The sequence below is a fragment of the Devosia pacifica genome, from assembly GCF_014652635.1.
Classification (GTDB): domain Bacteria; phylum Pseudomonadota; class Alphaproteobacteria; order Rhizobiales; family Devosiaceae; genus Devosia; species Devosia pacifica.
In genome coordinates, this window is record NZ_BMZE01000001.1 from 454,763 (window position 1) to 471,055 (window position 16,293).

General features: G+C 59.4%; 14 protein-coding genes and 1 tRNA gene. 5 read left to right on the top strand and 10 right to left on the bottom strand.

Features of this window, described 5'->3' with window-relative positions; all coding sequences use genetic code 11:
- The first annotated feature begins 182 nt into the window (after positions 1-182).
- Positions 183-659: a YbjN domain-containing protein gene (locus IE127_RS02230; protein WP_189422929.1), complete on the top strand. Its 477-nt coding sequence runs from the start codon at positions 183-185 to the stop codon at positions 657-659.
- Between the two features lie 50 nt (positions 660-709).
- Here IE127_RS02230 and rpoC read toward each other — a convergent pair whose 3' ends face one another.
- From rpoC to secE, 8 genes are all read right to left on the bottom strand, one after another.
- Positions 710-4,918, bottom strand: coding sequence for a DNA-directed RNA polymerase subunit beta' (gene rpoC, locus IE127_RS02235; protein ID WP_189422930.1), 4,209 nt, complete (start codon positions 4,916-4,918; stop codon positions 710-712).
- A 78-nt stretch (positions 4,919-4,996) separates the two neighbouring features.
- A complete protein-coding gene (rpoB, locus tag IE127_RS02240) occupies positions 4,997-9,133 on the bottom strand; it encodes a DNA-directed RNA polymerase subunit beta (RefSeq protein WP_189422932.1) in 4,137 nt (1,378 codons plus the stop codon).
- A 254-nt stretch (positions 9,134-9,387) separates the two neighbouring features.
- Positions 9,388-9,765, bottom strand: a complete 378-nt coding sequence (gene rplL / locus IE127_RS02245; RefSeq protein WP_189422933.1) for a 50S ribosomal protein L7/L12 — start codon at positions 9,763-9,765, stop codon at positions 9,388-9,390.
- Positions 9,766-9,836: 71 nt separating this feature from the next.
- A complete protein-coding gene (rplJ, locus tag IE127_RS02250; RefSeq protein WP_189422934.1) occupies positions 9,837-10,352 on the bottom strand; it encodes a 50S ribosomal protein L10 in 516 nt (171 codons plus the stop codon).
- Between the two features lie 298 nt (positions 10,353-10,650).
- Entirely contained in the window at positions 10,651-11,343 is a 693-nt protein-coding gene (rplA, locus tag IE127_RS02255) for a 50S ribosomal protein L1 (protein ID WP_189422935.1), read from the bottom strand.
- Between the two features lie 4 nt (positions 11,344-11,347).
- The gene (rplK, locus tag IE127_RS02260; protein WP_189422936.1) at positions 11,348-11,776 is read right to left on the bottom strand and encodes a 50S ribosomal protein L11; all 429 of its coding nucleotides are present in this window, start codon (positions 11,774-11,776) and stop codon (positions 11,348-11,350) included.
- A 136-nt stretch (positions 11,777-11,912) separates the two neighbouring features.
- Positions 11,913-12,443, bottom strand: coding sequence for a transcription termination/antitermination protein NusG (nusG, locus tag IE127_RS02265; RefSeq protein ID WP_189422937.1), 531 nt, complete (start codon positions 12,441-12,443; stop codon positions 11,913-11,915).
- A gap of 33 nt (positions 12,444-12,476) precedes the next feature.
- Positions 12,477-12,671 (bottom strand): preprotein translocase subunit SecE, encoded by a 195-nt coding sequence (gene secE / locus IE127_RS02270; protein WP_189422938.1) that lies wholly within the window; start codon positions 12,669-12,671, stop codon positions 12,477-12,479.
- Between the two features lie 658 nt (positions 12,672-13,329).
- On the opposite strand from secE, the gene IE127_RS02275 reads away from it, so the two are divergent.
- From IE127_RS02275 to IE127_RS02290, 4 genes are all read left to right on the top strand, one after another.
- Positions 13,330-13,563 carry a hypothetical protein gene (locus tag IE127_RS02275; RefSeq protein WP_189422939.1) on the top strand — a complete coding sequence of 78 codons (234 nt, stop codon included), beginning with the start codon at positions 13,330-13,332 and terminating at the stop codon, positions 13,561-13,563.
- Between the two features lie 80 nt (positions 13,564-13,643).
- Entirely contained in the window at positions 13,644-13,787 is a 144-nt protein-coding gene (locus IE127_RS02280; protein WP_189422940.1) for a hypothetical protein, read from the top strand.
- A 222-nt stretch (positions 13,788-14,009) separates the two neighbouring features.
- Positions 14,010-15,101 carry a Gfo/Idh/MocA family protein gene (locus tag IE127_RS02285; RefSeq protein WP_189422942.1) on the top strand — a complete coding sequence of 364 codons (1,092 nt, stop codon included), beginning with the start codon at positions 14,010-14,012 and terminating at the stop codon, positions 15,099-15,101.
- Positions 15,102-15,190: 89 nt separating this feature from the next.
- A complete protein-coding gene (locus tag IE127_RS02290; RefSeq protein ID WP_189422944.1) occupies positions 15,191-15,712 on the top strand; it encodes an AAA family ATPase in 522 nt (173 codons plus the stop codon).
- Between the two features lie 47 nt (positions 15,713-15,759).
- Here the strand turns inward: IE127_RS02290 and IE127_RS02295 are convergent.
- Both IE127_RS02295 and IE127_RS02300 read right to left on the bottom strand, forming a co-directional pair.
- Positions 15,760-15,835 (bottom strand) — tRNA-Trp (locus IE127_RS02295).
- A 63-nt stretch (positions 15,836-15,898) separates the two neighbouring features.
- Complete coding sequence (locus IE127_RS02300; RefSeq protein WP_189422946.1) at positions 15,899-16,288, bottom strand: MAPEG family protein; 390 nt, start codon at positions 16,286-16,288, stop codon at positions 15,899-15,901.
- Positions 16,289-16,293 lie beyond the last annotated feature (5 nt).

Consider the following 16,293-nt stretch of genomic DNA (forward strand, 5'->3'; position numbering starts at 1 on the left):
GCGACGTCAAGGGCTGTATCGAGAATTTCCTGCAACCCCGCCATGCGGGAGGCTAATCGAGACAATATTTGGTCTCATGCTGATGATGGAGGCGGAAATGCCACCTGCCCATCCGCGCCAAACCATGTACCCTGACCCGAAAGTGTCGGTCGAGTACACATGTAGGAACGGAAGGTGCCCAAATGAAGATGATTCGAATTCTTTTCTTCGCAACCGCGTCTTTGACAACGACTGTCGCTGCCCCCGCCCAGGAGACAATTGACGGCAGCAACGTCGAGGCGATTCTGGACATCGCGCGCGGTTACGGCAAGGCAATCACTGAGCATGATGCCGGCGAAGATCCGCTGATCACAGGACGGCTCGATGGGCTGATCTATCAGATCTACTTCCTCAACTGCACCGATAATCAGGACTGCGAGGACGTTAACTTTTACATGGGGTTCAGCGCGCTAACGCCATCGCTCGAGACGGTCAACGACTGGAACAGGAGCAAGCGATTCAGCCGCGCGTATATCGGCGAGGACGGAACACCAAATGTTGAGATGGATCTCGATCTCGCGGTGCCGGTATCGGTCGAATATATGCGATCCGTCTTCGACCTGTGGCAGCTGGTGTCGACGCAGTTCGCCGAGCACATCGGGTATATCGAAACGGAATAAAAAAGGGGCGCCCGCAGGCGCCCCTTCTTCTTTGTCTTCCTGAGCCGATTTTACTCAGCAGGCGTATCTTCGAAGACCCCTGCCCCCGGTCCGGCGATCTTGGCAGTCGATGCCTGCCGGCGCCGCTCCTCGAGGATCAGATCGTCGCGCTTGGTGGCGATCTGCTTGGCCGAGGCGATGCCCGCACCCGTACCCGCTGGGATCAACCGGCCGACGATGACGTTCTCCTTGAGGCCTTCCAGAAGGTCCGCCTTGCCCGAGACCGCAGCTTCGGTCAGGACGCGGGTGGTCTCCTGGAACGATGCAGCCGAAACGAACGAGCGCGTCTGCAGCGAAGCCTTGGTGATGCCGAGCAGCACCGGAGTTGCCGTAGCCGGCTTCTTGCCTTCAGCGATCAGCTGATCGTTGAGTTCCTCGAAATCCAGCCGATCCACCTGCTCGTCCTTGAGCAGACCGGTATCACCCGGCTCGACGATCTCGACCTTCTGCAGCATCTGGCGAACGATCACCTCGATGTGCTTGTCGTTGATCAGCACGCCCTGCAGTCGATAGACCTCCTGAATCTCGTTCACGAGGTAGCGCGCTAGCTCTTCGACGCCCTTGATCGCAAGGATGTCGTGCGGTGCCGGGTTGCCATCGAGGATGTACTCGCCAACCTCGATCGTATCGCCTTCCTGCAGGTGGAACGGCTTGCCCTTCGGGATCAGGTACTCGACCGGATCCTGGCCCTCCTCCACCGGCTCGACGATGACGCGACGCTTGTTCTTGTAGTCGCGTCCGAACCGGATCGTGCCGCTGATCTCTGCGATGATGGCGTGGTCCTTCGGACGACGCGCCTCGAAGAGTTCGGCAACACGCGGCAGACCGCCGGTGATGTCCTTGGTCTTGGCGCTTTCCAGAGGAATACGCGCCAGCACATCACCCGGTGCCACCTTCTCGCCCGGCTCAACGGAAATCACCGCATCGACAGACAGCAGATAGCGCGCTTCACCACCACGATCGAGCTTGACCGCCTGGCCATCACGGCCAACGGCAAGCGCCGGACGCAGCCCCTCGCCACGCTGGCTGGTGCGCCAGTCGATCACGAGACGCTTGGTGAAGCCGGTCGCCTCGTCGGTGGTCTCGGCGACCGAGGCACCATCAATGAGGTCCTCGAACATCACCGAGCCTTCGACTTCCGCCAGCACCGGACGGGTATAGGGGTCCCATTCGGCGAGACGCTGGCCACGCCGGACGTCCTGGCCGTCCTCGATCAGAAGCTTGGCGCCATAGGCCACGCGGTGCGACGCACGCTCGTGCCCTTCGGAGTCGGTGATCACCAGCGACACGTTACGTGCCATGACGACAAGCTTGCCATCCGCGACGCGCGCAACGTTCGCATTCTTGATGGTGACCTTGCCTTCGCCGCCAGCCTCGAGGAACGAGGTGTCGACCACCTGCGCCGTACCACCAATGTGGAACGTACGCATGGTCAGCTGAGTGCCCGGCTCACCGATCGACTGAGCGGCGATCACGCCGACAGCCTCACCGATGTTCACCGGCGTACCACGTGCGAGGTCACGGCCGTAGCAGGCGGCGCAGCAGCCCTGACGCATCTCACAGGTGAGCGGCGACCGGATGCGAACCGACTGAATGCGGGCAGATTCGATGGCCTCGACGTGGCTCTCTTCGAGAAGAGTGCCCTTCGGCGCGATCATATCGCCAGACACCGGATGATGGACATCATCCGCAGTCGTGCGACCAAGAACACGCTGACCGAGCGACGCAACCACCTGCCCGGCATCGACGATCGGCTCCATGGTGAGGCCATTATCGGTGCCGCAATCCTCGGAAACGATGATCGCATCCTGTGCCACGTCGACAAGACGACGGGTCAGGTAACCCGAGTTCGCGGTCTTCAGAGCGGTATCGGCCAGACCCTTACGGGCACCGTGCGTCGAGTTGAAGTACTCGAGAACGTTCAGGCCTTCCTTGAAGTTCGCGGTAATCGGGGTCTCGATGATCGAACCATCCGGCTTGGCCATGAGACCACGCATACCGGATAGCTGCTTCATCTGAGCCGGCGAACCACGAGCACCCGAGTGCGACATCATATAGACCGAGTTGATCGGCTTCTGCCGCTTGGTCTCTTCATCGAACTGAACGGTCGCGATGCCCTTCATCATCTCTTCGGCAACCTTGTCGCCGCACTTGGCCCAGGCGTCGACCACCTTGTTGTACTTTTCGCCCTGAGTGATCAGGCCGTCATTGTACTGCTGCTCGAACTCCTCGACCTGCTGACGTGCCGCATCGACGATCTCGTACTTCGACGGCGGGATGACCATGTCGTCCTTGCCGAACGAGATGCCGGCCTTGGCCGCCTGGCGGAAACCAAGCTGCATGACGCGGTCACAGAAGATCACCGTCTCCTTCTGACCACAGCCACGATAGACCGTATCGATCATCTTCGAGATCATCTTCTTGGTCATCAGCTGGTTGGCCGTGGCGAACGGCACGGCAGCACTCTCGGGCAGCAATTGCCCGATGATCATGCGGCCAGGCGTTGTTTCCACGACCTCGGTGTAACGATTGCCGTTTTCATCGATGCCCCGGACGCGGCCCTTGATCTTGGTGTGAAGGGTGACGATCCGGCTCTCGAGAGCATGCTCGAGTTCTGCCATCGAGGAGAAGGCCATGCCTTCACCCGGCTCGTTCTCGTTCATCAGCGAGAGATAATAGAGCCCGAGAACGATATCCTGGCTCGGCACGATGATCGGCTGACCGTTTGCCGGGTGCAGAATGTTGTTCGTCGACATCATCAGCACGCGCGCTTCCAGCTGGGCTTCCAGCGAAAGCGGAACGTGAACGGCCATCTGGTCACCGTCGAAGTCGGCGTTAAAGGCCGAACAGACGAGCGGGTGCAGACGGATCGCCTTACCTTCGATCAGCATCGGCTCGAACGCCTGAATGCCGAGGCGGTGAAGCGTCGGGGCGCGGTTCAACAGAACCGGGTGCTCGCGGATCACCTCATCGAGGATATCCCAGACCTCCGGACGCTCCTTCTCGACCAGCTTCTTCGCCTGCTTCACAGTCGATGAGAAGCCCTTGGCTTCAAGCCGCGAATAGATGAACGGCTTGAACAGCTCGAGCGCCATCTTCTTCGGCAGACCGCACTGGTGCAGCTTCAGCTCCGGACCAACGGTGATGACCGAACGGCCGGAATAGTCGACGCGCTTGCCAAGCAGGTTCTGGCGGAACCGGCCCTGCTTGCCCTTGAGCATGTCGGACAACGACTTCAGCGGACGCTTGTTGGCGCCGGTGATGGTGCGGCCACGCCGACCATTGTCGAACAGAGCGTCGACAGCTTCCTGCAGCATGCGCTTTTCGTTGCGGATAATGATATCCGGCGCACGAAGTTCGATCAGGCGCTTCAGGCGGTTGTTGCGGTTGATCACGCGACGATAGAGATCGTTGAGATCTGAGGTCGCGAACCGGCCACCATCGAGCGGCACCAGCGGGCGCAACTCGGGCGGGATGACCGGAATGACGGTCATGATCATCCATTCAGGCTTATTGCCCGAAACGATGAACTGCTCGACGATCTTGAGACGCTTCGCCAGCTTCTTCGGCTTCAGCTCGGTGGTCGCCTCGGCAATCTCGACACGCAGATCAGCCGCGATCTTTTCGAGATCGAGCGAAATCAGGATGTCGCGGATCGCTTCGGCGCCGATCTTGGCGGTGAAGCTGTCGGCACCGTATTCGTCCTGAGCATCGATATACTGCTCTTCAGTCAGAAGCTCGTTCTGGCTGAACGGCGTCAAACCCGGATCGAGAATCACGTAGTTCTCGAAGTAGAGGATGCGCTCGATGTCCTTCAGGGTCATGTCGAGCAGCAAGGCGATGCGGCTCGGCAGCGACTTCAGGAACCAGATATGAGCGACCGGAGCAGCCAGCTCGATATGGCCCATGCGCTCACGGCGCACGCGGCTGAGCGTGACTTCAACACCGCACTTCTCGCAGATGACGCCCTTGAACTTCATCCGCTTGTACTTGCCGCAAAGGCACTCGTAATCCTTCACCGGCCCAAAGATGCGCGCACAGAACAGGCCGTCGCGTTCCGGCTTGAACGTACGGTAGTTGATGGTCTCGGGCTTTTTGATCTCGCCATACGACCAGCTGAGGATTTTCTCCGGGCTGGCGATGTTGATCTTCATCTGATCGAAGGTTTGCGCCGGAACCGCTGAATTGAACGGGTCCATGACGTGGGAATGATGATTCATCACTTCTCTCCTCGTTCCGTACAGCCGGAGCACTCAGCTCCGGCGTACGAAAGCGTTAATGGGTAGGCTGCGCCAGATTTATTCCGCCGCATCCTGAGGAGGTGCCAGCTCTTCGTTCTGGTTGGCCTCGTCGTTCTCGCGCAAGTCGAGTTCGACATTGAGACCCAGCGAACGGATCTCCTTGACCAGAACGTTGAAGCTTTCCGGTATCCCCGCTTCGAAAGTCTCGTCGCCGCGAACGATCGCCTCGTAGACCTTGGTGCGCCCCGCAACGTCGTCCGACTTGATAGTGAGCATTTCCTGCAGCGTATAGGCAGCGCCATACGCCTCGAGAGCCCACACTTCCATCTCGCCGAAACGCTGTCCGCCGAACTGCGCCTTGCCGCCCAGCGGCTGCTGGGTAACGAGCGAGTACGGACCGATCGAACGCGCGTGGATCTTGTCGTCGACCAGGTGGTGCAGCTTGAGCATGTAGATGTAGCCCACCGTCACCTGACGATCGAACTGCTCACCAGTGCGCCCATCGAATACGGTCGACTGACCGGACCCCTTGAGGCCCGCACGCTCGAGCATCTCGACGATATCCGGCTCCTTGGCGCCATCGAACACGGGAGTGGCAATCGGCACACCCTTCGACAGATGCTCGCCGAGGCGGACAATGCCATCGTCATCAAGGTCGGTGATCGTCTCGTCGTTCGCGAACAGCTCGGTGATTTCGCTCTTGATCGGGCTGAGATCACCGTTGGCCTGGTAGGCACGCATCATCTTGTCGATCTTGCGGCCCATGCCGGCACAGGCCCAGCCGAGGTGCGTCTCGAGGATCTGTCCGACGTTCATGCGCGAAGGCACGCCCAGCGGATTGAGCACGATATCGACCGAGGTGCCGTCTTCGAGATACGGCATGTCCTCGACAGGCACGATGCGCGAAACCACGCCCTTGTTGCCGTGACGGCCAGCCATCTTGTCGCCTGGCTGGATCTTGCGCTTGGTTGCGACGAAGACCTTGACCATCTTCATCACGCCCGGCGGAAGTTCGTCACCGCGCTGAAGCTTGTCGACCTTATCGATGAAGCGCTGCTCGAGAAGCTTGCGGCTCTCGTCATACTGCGCGTGCAATGCCTCCATCTCGCTCATGACCTTGTCGTCCTCGACAGCAAACTGCCACCACTTGGAGCGTGGCTGTGCTTCGAACATCTGGTCGTTGAGCTTGGTGCCGGCAACGAAGCCCTTCGGACCCGTCGTCGCGACCTTGCCGAACAGCATCTCCTTGAGACGCGCATAGACGTTTCGGTCGAGGATCGACTGCTCGTCATCACGGTCCTTGGCGAGACGCTCGATTTCCTCGCGCTCGATCGCCATCGCACGCTCGTCCTTGTCGATGCCGTGGCGATTGAACACCCGCACCTCAACGACCGTGCCGGCATCACCCGGCGGCACACGCAGAGACGTGTCGCGGACGTCGGACGCCTTTTCGCCGAAGATGGCGCGCAGGAGCTTTTCTTCCGGCGTCATCGGGCTTTCGCCCTTCGGCGTGATCTTGCCAACGAGAATGTCGCCAGCCTGAACATCGGCACCGATATGCACGATACCCGCTTCGTCGAGATTCTTCAGCGCTTCTTCCGAAACGTTCGGAATGTCACGCGTGATTTCCTCTGGGCCGAGCTTGGTATCGCGGGCCATGACTTCGTATTCCTCGATATGGATCGAGGTAAAGACGTCATTCGTGCTGATCCGCTCGGACAGCAGGATGGAGTCCTCGAAGTTGTACCCATTCCACGGCATGAACGCGACGAGCACGTTCCGGCCGAGCGCCAGATCACCGAGTTCGGTGGACGGGCCGTCAGCAATGATGTCCCCTGCCTCGACATGGTCACCGACAACCACCAGCGGGCGCTGGTTGATGCAGGTGGACTGGTTCGAGCGCTGGAACTTCATCAGGCTGTAGATGTCGACGCCGGACTTCGACGCATCGGTCTCTTCGGTCGCCCGAATAACGATACGTGTAGCGTCCACCTGATCGACGATGCCCTTGCGCTTGGCGCCAATTGCAGCACCCGAGTCGCGAGCCACGACAGCTTCCATGCCAGTACCGACATACGGCGCTTCCGAGCGCAGAAGCGGAACAGCCTGACGCTGCATGTTCGAACCCATCAGCGCGCGGTTGGCGTCGTCGTTCTCAAGGAAGGGGATGAGCGAGGCAGCAACTGAAACCAGCTGCTTCGGGCTCACGTCCATGAGGTCGACCGTATCCTTGGTCGTCAGCATGACTTCGCCGGAGTGACGCGCGGTGACCATTTCATGCGCCAGCTCACCATCTTCCGTGAACTCCGCATTGGCCTGGGCCACGTAGTGCTTCGCCTCTTCCATCGCCGAGAGGTAAACGACTTCGTCGGTAAGCTTGCCGTTGACGATCTTGCGGTACGGGGTTTCGATGAAGCCGTACTTGTTGACGCGGGCAAACGTCGACAGCGAGTTGATCAGGCCGATATTCGGGCCTTCAGGCGTTTCAATCGGGCAGATACGGCCGTAGTGCGTCGGGTGCACGTCGCGCACCTCGAAGCCTGCACGTTCACGAGTCAGGCCGCCCGGGCCAAGCGCCGACAGGCGACGCTTGTGGGTGATTTCGCCCAGCGGGTTGGTCTGGTCCATGAACTGCGAAAGCTGCGAAGACCCGAAGAACTCGCGAACGGCTGCGGCCGCCGGCTTGGCGTTGATCAGATCCTGCGGCATGACGGTGTCGATCTCGACCGAAGACATGCGCTCCTTGATCGCCCGTTCCATGCGCAGCAGGCCCAGCCGATAGGAGTTTTCCATCAGCTCGCCGACCGAACGCACGCGGCGGTTGCCAAGGTTGTCGATGTCATCGATTTCGCCACGACCATCACGCAGATCGACAAGCGTACGCAGCACCTCGACGATGTCTTCCTTGCGGAGGACCCGCATGGTGTCCGGCGCATCGAGTTCGAGGCGCATGTTCATCTTCACGCGGCCGACGGCGCTGAGATCGTAACGCTCTGAGTCGAAGAACAGCGAATGGAACATCGCCTCGGCGGTCTCGACCGTCGGCGGCTCACCCGGACGCATTACGCGATAGATATCGAACAGCGCGTCTTCACGGCTTTCGTTCTTGTCCATCGCGAGCGTGTTGCGCAGATACGCACCGATATTGATGTGATCAATATCGAGGATCGGCAACTCGTCGAAGCCATTCTCGACCAGCTTGTTCAGCAGCTTCTCGTCGATCTCGTCACCGGCTTCGGCGTAAACTTCGCCGGTCTGCAGGTTGACAATATCCTCTGCGAGATACGTGCCGTACAAATCGTCTTCCGTGGTGAGAAGATGCGTCAGGCCATTCTCGGCGAGCTTCTTCGCCTGCCGGGCCGACAGCTTCTTGCCACCTTCGTGGACAACGTCGCCAGTATTCGCGTCGATCAGATCCTGAAGCGGCTTCGCGCCCTTCATCTTCTCGGCGTCGTAGGGCTTGCGCCAGCCGTTCTCGGCCTTCTCGTAGGTCAGCTTCTCATAATAGGTGTCGAGGATTTCCTCGGCATCCATTCCGAGCGCCTTTAGCAGCGAGGTTACCGGGATCTTCCGGCGCCGATCGATACGCGCATAAACGATGTCCTTGGCGTCGAACTCTAGATCGAGCCAGGAACCGCGGTACGGAATGATGCGGCCGGCAAACAACAGCTTGCCCGACGAGTGCGACTTGCCCTTGTCGTGATCGAAGAACACACCAGGTGAACGGTGCATCTGCGAGACGATAACACGCTCGGTGCCGTTGACGATGAAGGTGCCGTTGGCCGTCATGAAGGGCATGTCGCCCATATAGACGTCCTGCTCCTTGATGTCCTTGACGGAGCGCGCACCGGTCTCCTCGTCGACTTCGAACACGATCAGCCGCAACGTCACCTTCAGCGGCGCAGCGAACGTCATGTCGCGCTGCCGGCATTCGTCGACGTCGTACTTCGGCTGCTCGAACTCATAGCGCACGAACTCGAGCGACGCAGTGTTCGAGAAATCGGTGATCGGGAAAACGGACTTGAAGACGGCCTGAAGCCCTTCCTCGGGACGACCCTGCTGAGGCTCATCCACCAAGAGGAACTGATCGTAAGAGGCCTTCTGGACCTCGATCAGGTTTGGCATCTCCGTGACTTCGCGAATGGAGCCGAAGGATTTGCGGACCTTGCGGCGTCCGTTGAACGTGGTAGCCATGAAAGCTCCTGTTTCTTGCGAATATGTCTCGGAGGCAAATGTCCAAAGATCCGACAATCAGCCGTCGAATATCGGGACATGTGCCCTGCACGGGATCATCCTAGACACGATTTGCCGAAGGCGGAATCCGCGCTTCGGCTCGAATACTCTGTGATGATCCGCAACTCATTGCCACCAAAGTGGCAGTACCCCGTTCCAAGGGTTAGGCCGGGATGGCACCTGAGCGCCACCCCGGAACACGAACTTTTGACGAACTACTTGAGTTCGACCTTTGCGCCGGCAGCTTCCAGCTTCTTCTGGATGTCTTCGGCTTCTGCCTTGGAAATGCCTTCCTTGACAGCCTTCGGAGCGCCTTCGACGAGTGCCTTGGCTTCGCCGAGACCCAGACCGGTGATGCCGCGGACTTCCTTGATGACGTTGATCTTGTTGTCGCCAAACGACGCAAGAATGACATCGAATTCAGTCTTTTCTTCGGCAGCCGGAGCATCGGCAGCAGCAGCGCCACCAGCAGCAACAGCGACCGGAGCGGCGGCGGAAACGCCCCACTTCTCTTCGAGCATCTTGGAGAGCTCGGAAGCCTCCAGGACGGTCAGAGCGGACAGATCTTCAACGAGCTTTTCGAGATCAGCCATTTCGGTACTTCTCTTTCAATGTGTTTCGGTTCGAACAGTGGACGAAGCCCCTTGGGACTTCGGAGTGCCTCTTAGGCAGCGCCCTTTTCCGCATAGGCGGACAACACGCGTGCGATCTGCGCACCCGGTGCCTGCGCGACGGTTGCAATGCGCTGTGCCGGCTGCTTGAGCATTCCGGCGAGGGTCGCACGCAGTTCGTCGAGCGAGGGCATCGTGGCGAGTGCCTTGACGCGATCGGCGTCAAGCGCGGTTTCACCCATGGCACCGCCGAGAACCACATATTTCTGGTTCTTCTCGGCGAACTTGGCGACGATCTTCGGCGCCACCACAGGGTCTTCCGCATAGGCAATCACCGTCGGACCTGTGAACAGGTCCGCGATGTCCGCGGTCTCGGTTTGCTTGAGAGCGAGCTTGACGAGGCGGTTCTTGGCGACTTTGAGCTGCCCGCCTGCCTGCTTGACCTGCACGCGCAAGTCAGTCAGTTCAGCCACGGACAGACCGGTGTTGTGCGCGACGACGATAGACCCAGCCTGGCCCAGGGCCTGCTGGAGCATCGCGACGGCTTCAACCTTCTCCGCTCTTTCCAATGCTAGTCTCCACTTCCAGCCCGGCGGACGAGCCACCGGACCATTGCCAATTGTCGCTTCCCTGCGGGAAGCAACGGTTAGTGCCTGTCAACCATCGCCCCAGCGGGACAATTGGCCTGGTTCGAACCGAACCACCGCCAACGGCGGAATTCGGTCTCACCCCATCTGTGCAGGCTCCTTGCGGAATTAAACGCTACCAAATTGCAGCGCACCGGCAGTCTCGGACAGGTCTTGCCCGTCCCGGCCGAAGCCGGATCGGGTTTACCGGGCACGGCAGAACCGCACCCGGAAACTTAAATCAAACAGCCGAAGACGGATCGACGTGGACGCCAGGGCCCATCGTCGAGGACACAGACACGCGGCGCACATACGTGCCCTTGGCGCCTGCCGGCTTCGACTTCTGAACGGCGTCCGTAAACGCCTTGATGTTCTCGCGCAGTGCATCTTCCGAGAAAGACACCTTGCCAACGCCTGCATGCAGGATACCGGCCTTCTCGACGCGGTACTCGACTGCACCACCCTTGGCGGCCTTGACCGCGGCCGTAACATCTGGGGTCACCGTGCCGACCTTCGGGTTTGGCATCAGGTTGCGCGGGCCGAGGATCTTACCAAGACGGCCAACCAGCGGCATCATGTCCGGCGTTGCAATACAACGATCGAAGTTGATGTTGCCGGCCTGAACCTGCTCTGCGAGATCGTCGGCACCGACGACGTCAGCACCAGCGGCGCGGGCTTCTTCAGCCTTGGCATCCTTGGCGAAAACGGCAACGCGCACCGTGCGGCCGGTACCGTTCGGCAGGTTGACGACGCCGCGGACCATCTGGTCTGCGTGGCGCGGGTCAACACCGAGATTGATCGCCACTTCAAAGGTCTCGTCGAACTTCGCCGAGGCGCGATCCTTCACCATCTTGATGGCTTCATCGAGCTGGTAAAGCTTCTTGCGATCGATGCCTTCACGCGCTGCGGCTTGCTTCTTTGCAATCTTTGCCATCGTCTCAGCCCTCGACCTGAATGCCCATGGAGCGCGCGGAACCGGCGATCATCGACATCGCGCCTTCCACGGTATCCGCGTTAAGATCTTTCATCTTCTTCTCGGCGATATCACGAAGCTGAGCTTCAGTGATGGTGCCGGCGGATTCCTTGCCCGGGGTCTTCGAGCCGGACTTCAGGTTCATCGCCTTCTTGATAAAGAAGGTCACCGGCGGCTGCTTCATCGTGAAGGTGAAGCTCTTGTCGGCGTAGGCGGTGATGACGGTCGGAATCGGCGAGCCTTTTTCCAGCTCCTGCGTGGCGGCATTGAACGCCTTGCAGAATTCCATGATGTTCAGGCCACGCTGACCGAGCGCAGGACCAATCGGGGGCGACGGCGTCGCTGAGCCAGCCGGCACCTGGAGCTTAATATAGCCCGTAATCTTCTTTGCCATGTTCGTCCTTTCAATGTCCCGCTTGGGACGCTGTGTCCGGCTCTACCGGACAGTTGACGCTGTGGTTCGCAGGGTCAGGCAACTGGCGATTGCCACCTACTCCCACAGATTTCGCCGAGCCAGTTGGCCCGGCAGATCAGACCTTTTCGACCTGACCGTATTCCAGCTCCACCGGCGTCGGCCGGCCAAAGATGGAAACTTCTACCTTGAGGCGCGAACGCTCCTCATCGACTTCCTCGACGACGCCATTGAAGCTGGCAAACGGCCCGTCGGCCACACGCACGCTTTCTCCCACCTCGAAGCTGATCGACGGCTTTGGCCGATCGACGCCTTCCTGCACCTGCTGCAGGATCGACATTGCTTCAGCCTCGGAGATCGGCATCGGCTTGTTGTCGGCACCGAGGAACCCCGTAACCTTCGGCGTATTCTTGATCAGGTGGAATGCCTGATCGGTCATGTCCATCTTCACCAGCACGTAGCCAGGGAAGAACTTGCGCTCGGCATCGACCTTGCGGCCACGACGCACCTCGACGACCTTTTCGGTCGGGACGATGACGTCCTCGAAAAGATCCTCAAGCTTCTTCTGCGCAACCTTCTGGCGGATGTCTTCCGCCACCTTGCGCTCGAAATTCGAGTACGCCTGAACAATATACCAGCGCTTGGCCATGCGGCTCGCCGCTCCTAATTCTCAGTGGTCCGACTAGCGGATCGACAGCAGCAGCGAGACAAACCAGGAAATCACCTGATCCGCCGCCAGAAAGAAAAGACTCGCGAGGATCACAAGGATGATAACCATCACCGTGGATATCAAAACCTCACTCCGCCCCGGCCAGGTAACCTTGGAGACTTCCTGACGAACCTGCTGGAGAAATGTAATCGGGTTCGTTCGGGCCATCCGCGAATCGACTCTTGTGCTGTGAGCAAAACTAAAGGCCGCGCGGTATGCCCGCACGGCTCGGAGATGCGTATCTAGAAGCTTTGGAGCGGGATTGCAACACCTGGGCGCTCAGGCTCATGCATTTTTGGACTCTACGATGGATCTGCAACATGCCTATTGCCGACCGACATGAACCGTTGGACTGATAGCGCGTTGTCGCTAGAGTTCCAATTGTGCTCGAGTTGGAAACAATGAAGAAGGTTGGGATGGACAAATACCTGAGACGCGCAGCCTGCGTCTTATGGCTTGGGCTAATCGGGACGACAGCCGTTCAGGCAAGATGTGTCGCGTTAGCCGACAACGCCAGCTCTAATTATCTGACCAATCAACGCCAAACGATCATTTGCCTTAATAATGAGCTAGGTGATCGCGTCCGCAGAACGGACGAACGGTCACAATTCGACCAGCTGGACCAGCGGCTAGATCGCTTGCAGATACAACGTCGTTTCGACGCGCTTCCACGGCCGGGTCTCGATCGATGATCCCGCGCTGGGACATTAACTTAGCAAGTTTACCTAAGTCGATAATGTGTAGTGCCCCGCGCAACTTAGTGATGTAGGGCCGTAGACACCGCAGAGTTCAAGTGTTTGTATGCGGCGCGCTGAGGGGGCGCCCAATGGCTAGAACCGGCCTGCATTTCAAATTGACCAGTCCACGGCGCTTGCAAATCCGCATGAGCGTCGATGGCGAGTCCGTGGCGACCAGCGAGTTTGGCCCGGATAGCCTAGACACGCTTATTGCCACCTTGCAGAACTACCGTGACCAGATGGAGGGAAACCACACAGACAGCGGTGTGACACTTCCCATTTTACGTCCTGCACATTCTCGCGAAGACAAAAAAGAGAAGTAGTTTCTGCTTCCTGAGATCGCCGAGGGAACCAGGCGCTCGTCTCGGCCATTCCTGTGACGAACAGAACCCAGGAGGCTAAGATGAGCAACAAGGACCGTCAGGCCGGGCGCCTCAAGCATATGAGCACCGGTGATCAGGTTGGCGGAACAAAGTTCGGCCAAGCCGCCGGCATGGCAAAAGGCAACGGACGCCAGAACAATCAGTCTCGCGGACGCGGCCGCTAAACGAGCCAACGAATTCTCAAAGCCCCCTCAAGTTCCGCTTGAGGGGGCTTTTTGCTGTCGGGCCGTCAACGTCGGCATGTTTTTTAGCTGCACCTGCTCACAAGCGGACCTTGAGGTGCTATCAGCATTCCACCATCCGAAGCGAGGCGCACCTTCCTCGCGATCAAACTCGAAAAAACTCGCGCGCAGCACGTCTGCGCCAAAAACGTCAAGAGGCAAGATATGGCCACGCTCCGTCACGCAATCATAGGTGTTGGCGCCAGCATTCTCGGCGGGCACCGCCCGGGTCTGGAACTGGACACAGCCGAATTGGTGGGTGTCACTGATGTGAACCAGGAAATCGGTTCTGCGCGTGCCGAAGAACTGGGCGTTCCTTTCTTTGCCGACCACCATGCACTTCTCGCAGAGGCCAAACCGGATGTGGTGGTGATCCTCGCACCGCACCCATTCCACGCCTCGCTCACTATTGATGCGCTCGACGCTGGTGCGCATGTGCTGGTTGAAAAACCGATGGCGGTCCGCGCCTCGGAAGCGGACGCAATGGTTGAAGCTGCCGAGCGAAACGGCAAGCTGCTGGCCATCAACTTCCAGCATCGCACCCGCGGCGACATTCGCGCCATCCAGCAGCTGATTCAGTCCGGCGAGCTTGGCAAGCTACAGCACGTGGACATGGTGGCGGCGTGGCCACGCACCGCGAAATATTACGCGGGCGGCGGCTGGCGCGGCACGTGGAAGGGCGAAGGCGGCGGCGTTTTGATGAATCAAGCGCCCCATAATCTTGATCTCATCTGCCATCTGTTCGGTTTGCCTGCGCGGGTTTTCGCCTGGACCCGCACCGTTCTGCATAACATCGAAACCGAAGACACCGTGCATGCCATCTGCGAATGGCCCAACGGCATGCTCGGATCGCTCCACATCACCACTGCTGAAGCAGGCCGCTCAGAGCGCTTCGAGATCGTTGGCTCGGCCGGCTCAGTTCAGATCATCGACAGTGAACTGACGCATCGGCGGCTATCGCCGGACTTCGCCGAGATCGCCAAGACCAGCGATGAAGCCATGCCGAAGCTTTCTGCAGATGACGTTGCGATCAAGCCGCTCGACGGCGAAGGCAATCACCGTGAAATCTACCGCAATCTGCATGATGCGATCCAGAACGGCACCGCATTGGTGGCAGACGGCGCAAGCGGGCGGCAGTCGCTGGAACTGGCGAACGCTCTGATCCTGTCCAGCCACACCGGGGCTCCAGTTGAACTGCCGTTGTCCCGCCAAGCTTATGATGAGCTGTTCTCGAAGCTTGCAGGGCAATCGGCCTGAGTTTTCATTGCTGGGCTACGCCGGCCGCTCATGCAGCTGGCGTGCCCTTAAGGAAGTGACATTCAGCACCACTAGATGCGTGGTATGCGATGGCTGGCCTATACATCATCACTGGAGCCATGGCGGCGGGTAAGTCCACCGTGGCGCGAGCGCTGGTCGAGCGATACGACAGGGCCGCCCATGTCGGCGGCGATGCGTTCCTGCACATGATCGCGAGAGGCCGGGCTGTGATGGGTCCCGTGCTCGACGCCGAGGCAGTTTCGCAGCTGCGTTTGAGGCAGGACATCGCCATGGATACCGTGCGCCGCTTTGTCGGCGCCGGTTTCACTACCGTTTACCAGGACATATTGATCGGCGAAGACCTCATCCGCATCACGCATGAGCTGTCCGATCTTCAACCGCGTGTGGTGGTTCTCAACCCCACTGTCGAAGTCCTGTCGCGGCGAGATCAGCAGCGAAGCAAGACAGGATACAACGAAGGTTTCCCAGCCAGCGTGCTATCTAAGGCGCTTCAACAGCTAACGCCCCGAGACGGGCTGTGGCTGGATACTTCGCAGATGACGGTGGAGGACACTGTTGACGCCATAATATCAGCATATGGCACCGGCTAAAGCCTACCGGTGCTCGAGAGGTCAACAGTTTCGGAAGACTTTAGGCCTGGCAGGGGCGGAGGGACTCGAACCCACGGCCCTCGGTTTTGGAGACCGATGCTCTACCAACTGAGCTACACCCCTTCAGGCCGAATGCTGTCTAAAGCCAAAGCCCGCGCTGTGCAAGGCCTTATCCCTGTTTCTCCACTACCACAGATGCCAAAGCAGCGGAATCACCATCGCAATCAGACCGAGCAGTGAAATGCCAAACGCAACCGAGCGCCACGGGCTCAGGGCACGCAGGTAGCAGACAAGATGCGCCACCCTTGCAAGCAGATAAAGCACGGCACCAGCGAGGCTGATGATCGTCACTGCGTCAAGTACGATGCCGAGCACTGCCAACGTCAGAAAGATCGGTAGCGTCTCCTGCAAATTGCGGAGGGCGTTCTGGGCGCGATGCAACTCGGGGGACGGCTGTGGGAGGTCGTCGCGCGGGCCCATCTGCTTTTCCGGCCCCACCTGATCGGTGAGATATTTGGCAGGAAGGAACGCCTGCACCATGAGCAGAAGCAGAACGAGGAGAATTATCAGGACCATGCTGG

Excerpts from the sequence above, each read along its gene's own strand:
- rplK (WP_189422936.1), bottom strand. The coding sequence starts at position 11,776 with ATGGCAAAGAAGATTACGGGCTATATTAAGCTCCAGGTGCCGGCTGGC.
- IE127_RS02300 (WP_189422946.1), bottom strand. The coding sequence starts at position 16,288 with ATGGTCCTGATAATTCTCCTCGTTCTGCTTCTGCTCATGGTGCAGGCG.
- rpoB (WP_189422932.1), bottom strand. The coding sequence starts at position 9,133 with ATGGCTACCACGTTCAACGGACGCCGCAAGGTCCGCAAATCCTTCGGC.
- rpoC (WP_189422930.1), bottom strand. The coding sequence starts at position 4,918 with ATGAATCATCATTCCCACGTCATGGACCCGTTCAATTCAGCGGTTCCG.
- secE (WP_189422938.1), bottom strand. The coding sequence starts at position 12,671 with ATGGCCCGAACGAACCCGATTACATTTCTCCAGCAGGTTCGTCAGGAA.
- rplL (WP_189422933.1), bottom strand. The coding sequence starts at position 9,765 with ATGGCTGATCTCGAAAAGCTCGTTGAAGATCTGTCCGCTCTGACCGTC.
- IE127_RS02280 (WP_189422940.1), top strand. The coding sequence starts at position 13,644 with ATGAGCAACAAGGACCGTCAGGCCGGGCGCCTCAAGCATATGAGCACC.
- IE127_RS02230 (WP_189422929.1), top strand. The coding sequence starts at position 183 with ATGAAGATGATTCGAATTCTTTTCTTCGCAACCGCGTCTTTGACAACG.
- nusG (WP_189422937.1), bottom strand. The coding sequence starts at position 12,443 with ATGGCCAAGCGCTGGTATATTGTTCAGGCGTACTCGAATTTCGAGCGC.
- IE127_RS02285 (WP_189422942.1), top strand. The coding sequence starts at position 14,010 with ATGGCCACGCTCCGTCACGCAATCATAGGTGTTGGCGCCAGCATTCTC.
- IE127_RS02290 (WP_189422944.1), top strand. The coding sequence starts at position 15,191 with ATGGCTGGCCTATACATCATCACTGGAGCCATGGCGGCGGGTAAGTCC.
- rplA (WP_189422935.1), bottom strand. The coding sequence starts at position 11,343 with ATGGCAAAGATTGCAAAGAAGCAAGCCGCAGCGCGTGAAGGCATCGAT.
- IE127_RS02275 (WP_189422939.1), top strand. The coding sequence starts at position 13,330 with ATGGCTAGAACCGGCCTGCATTTCAAATTGACCAGTCCACGGCGCTTG.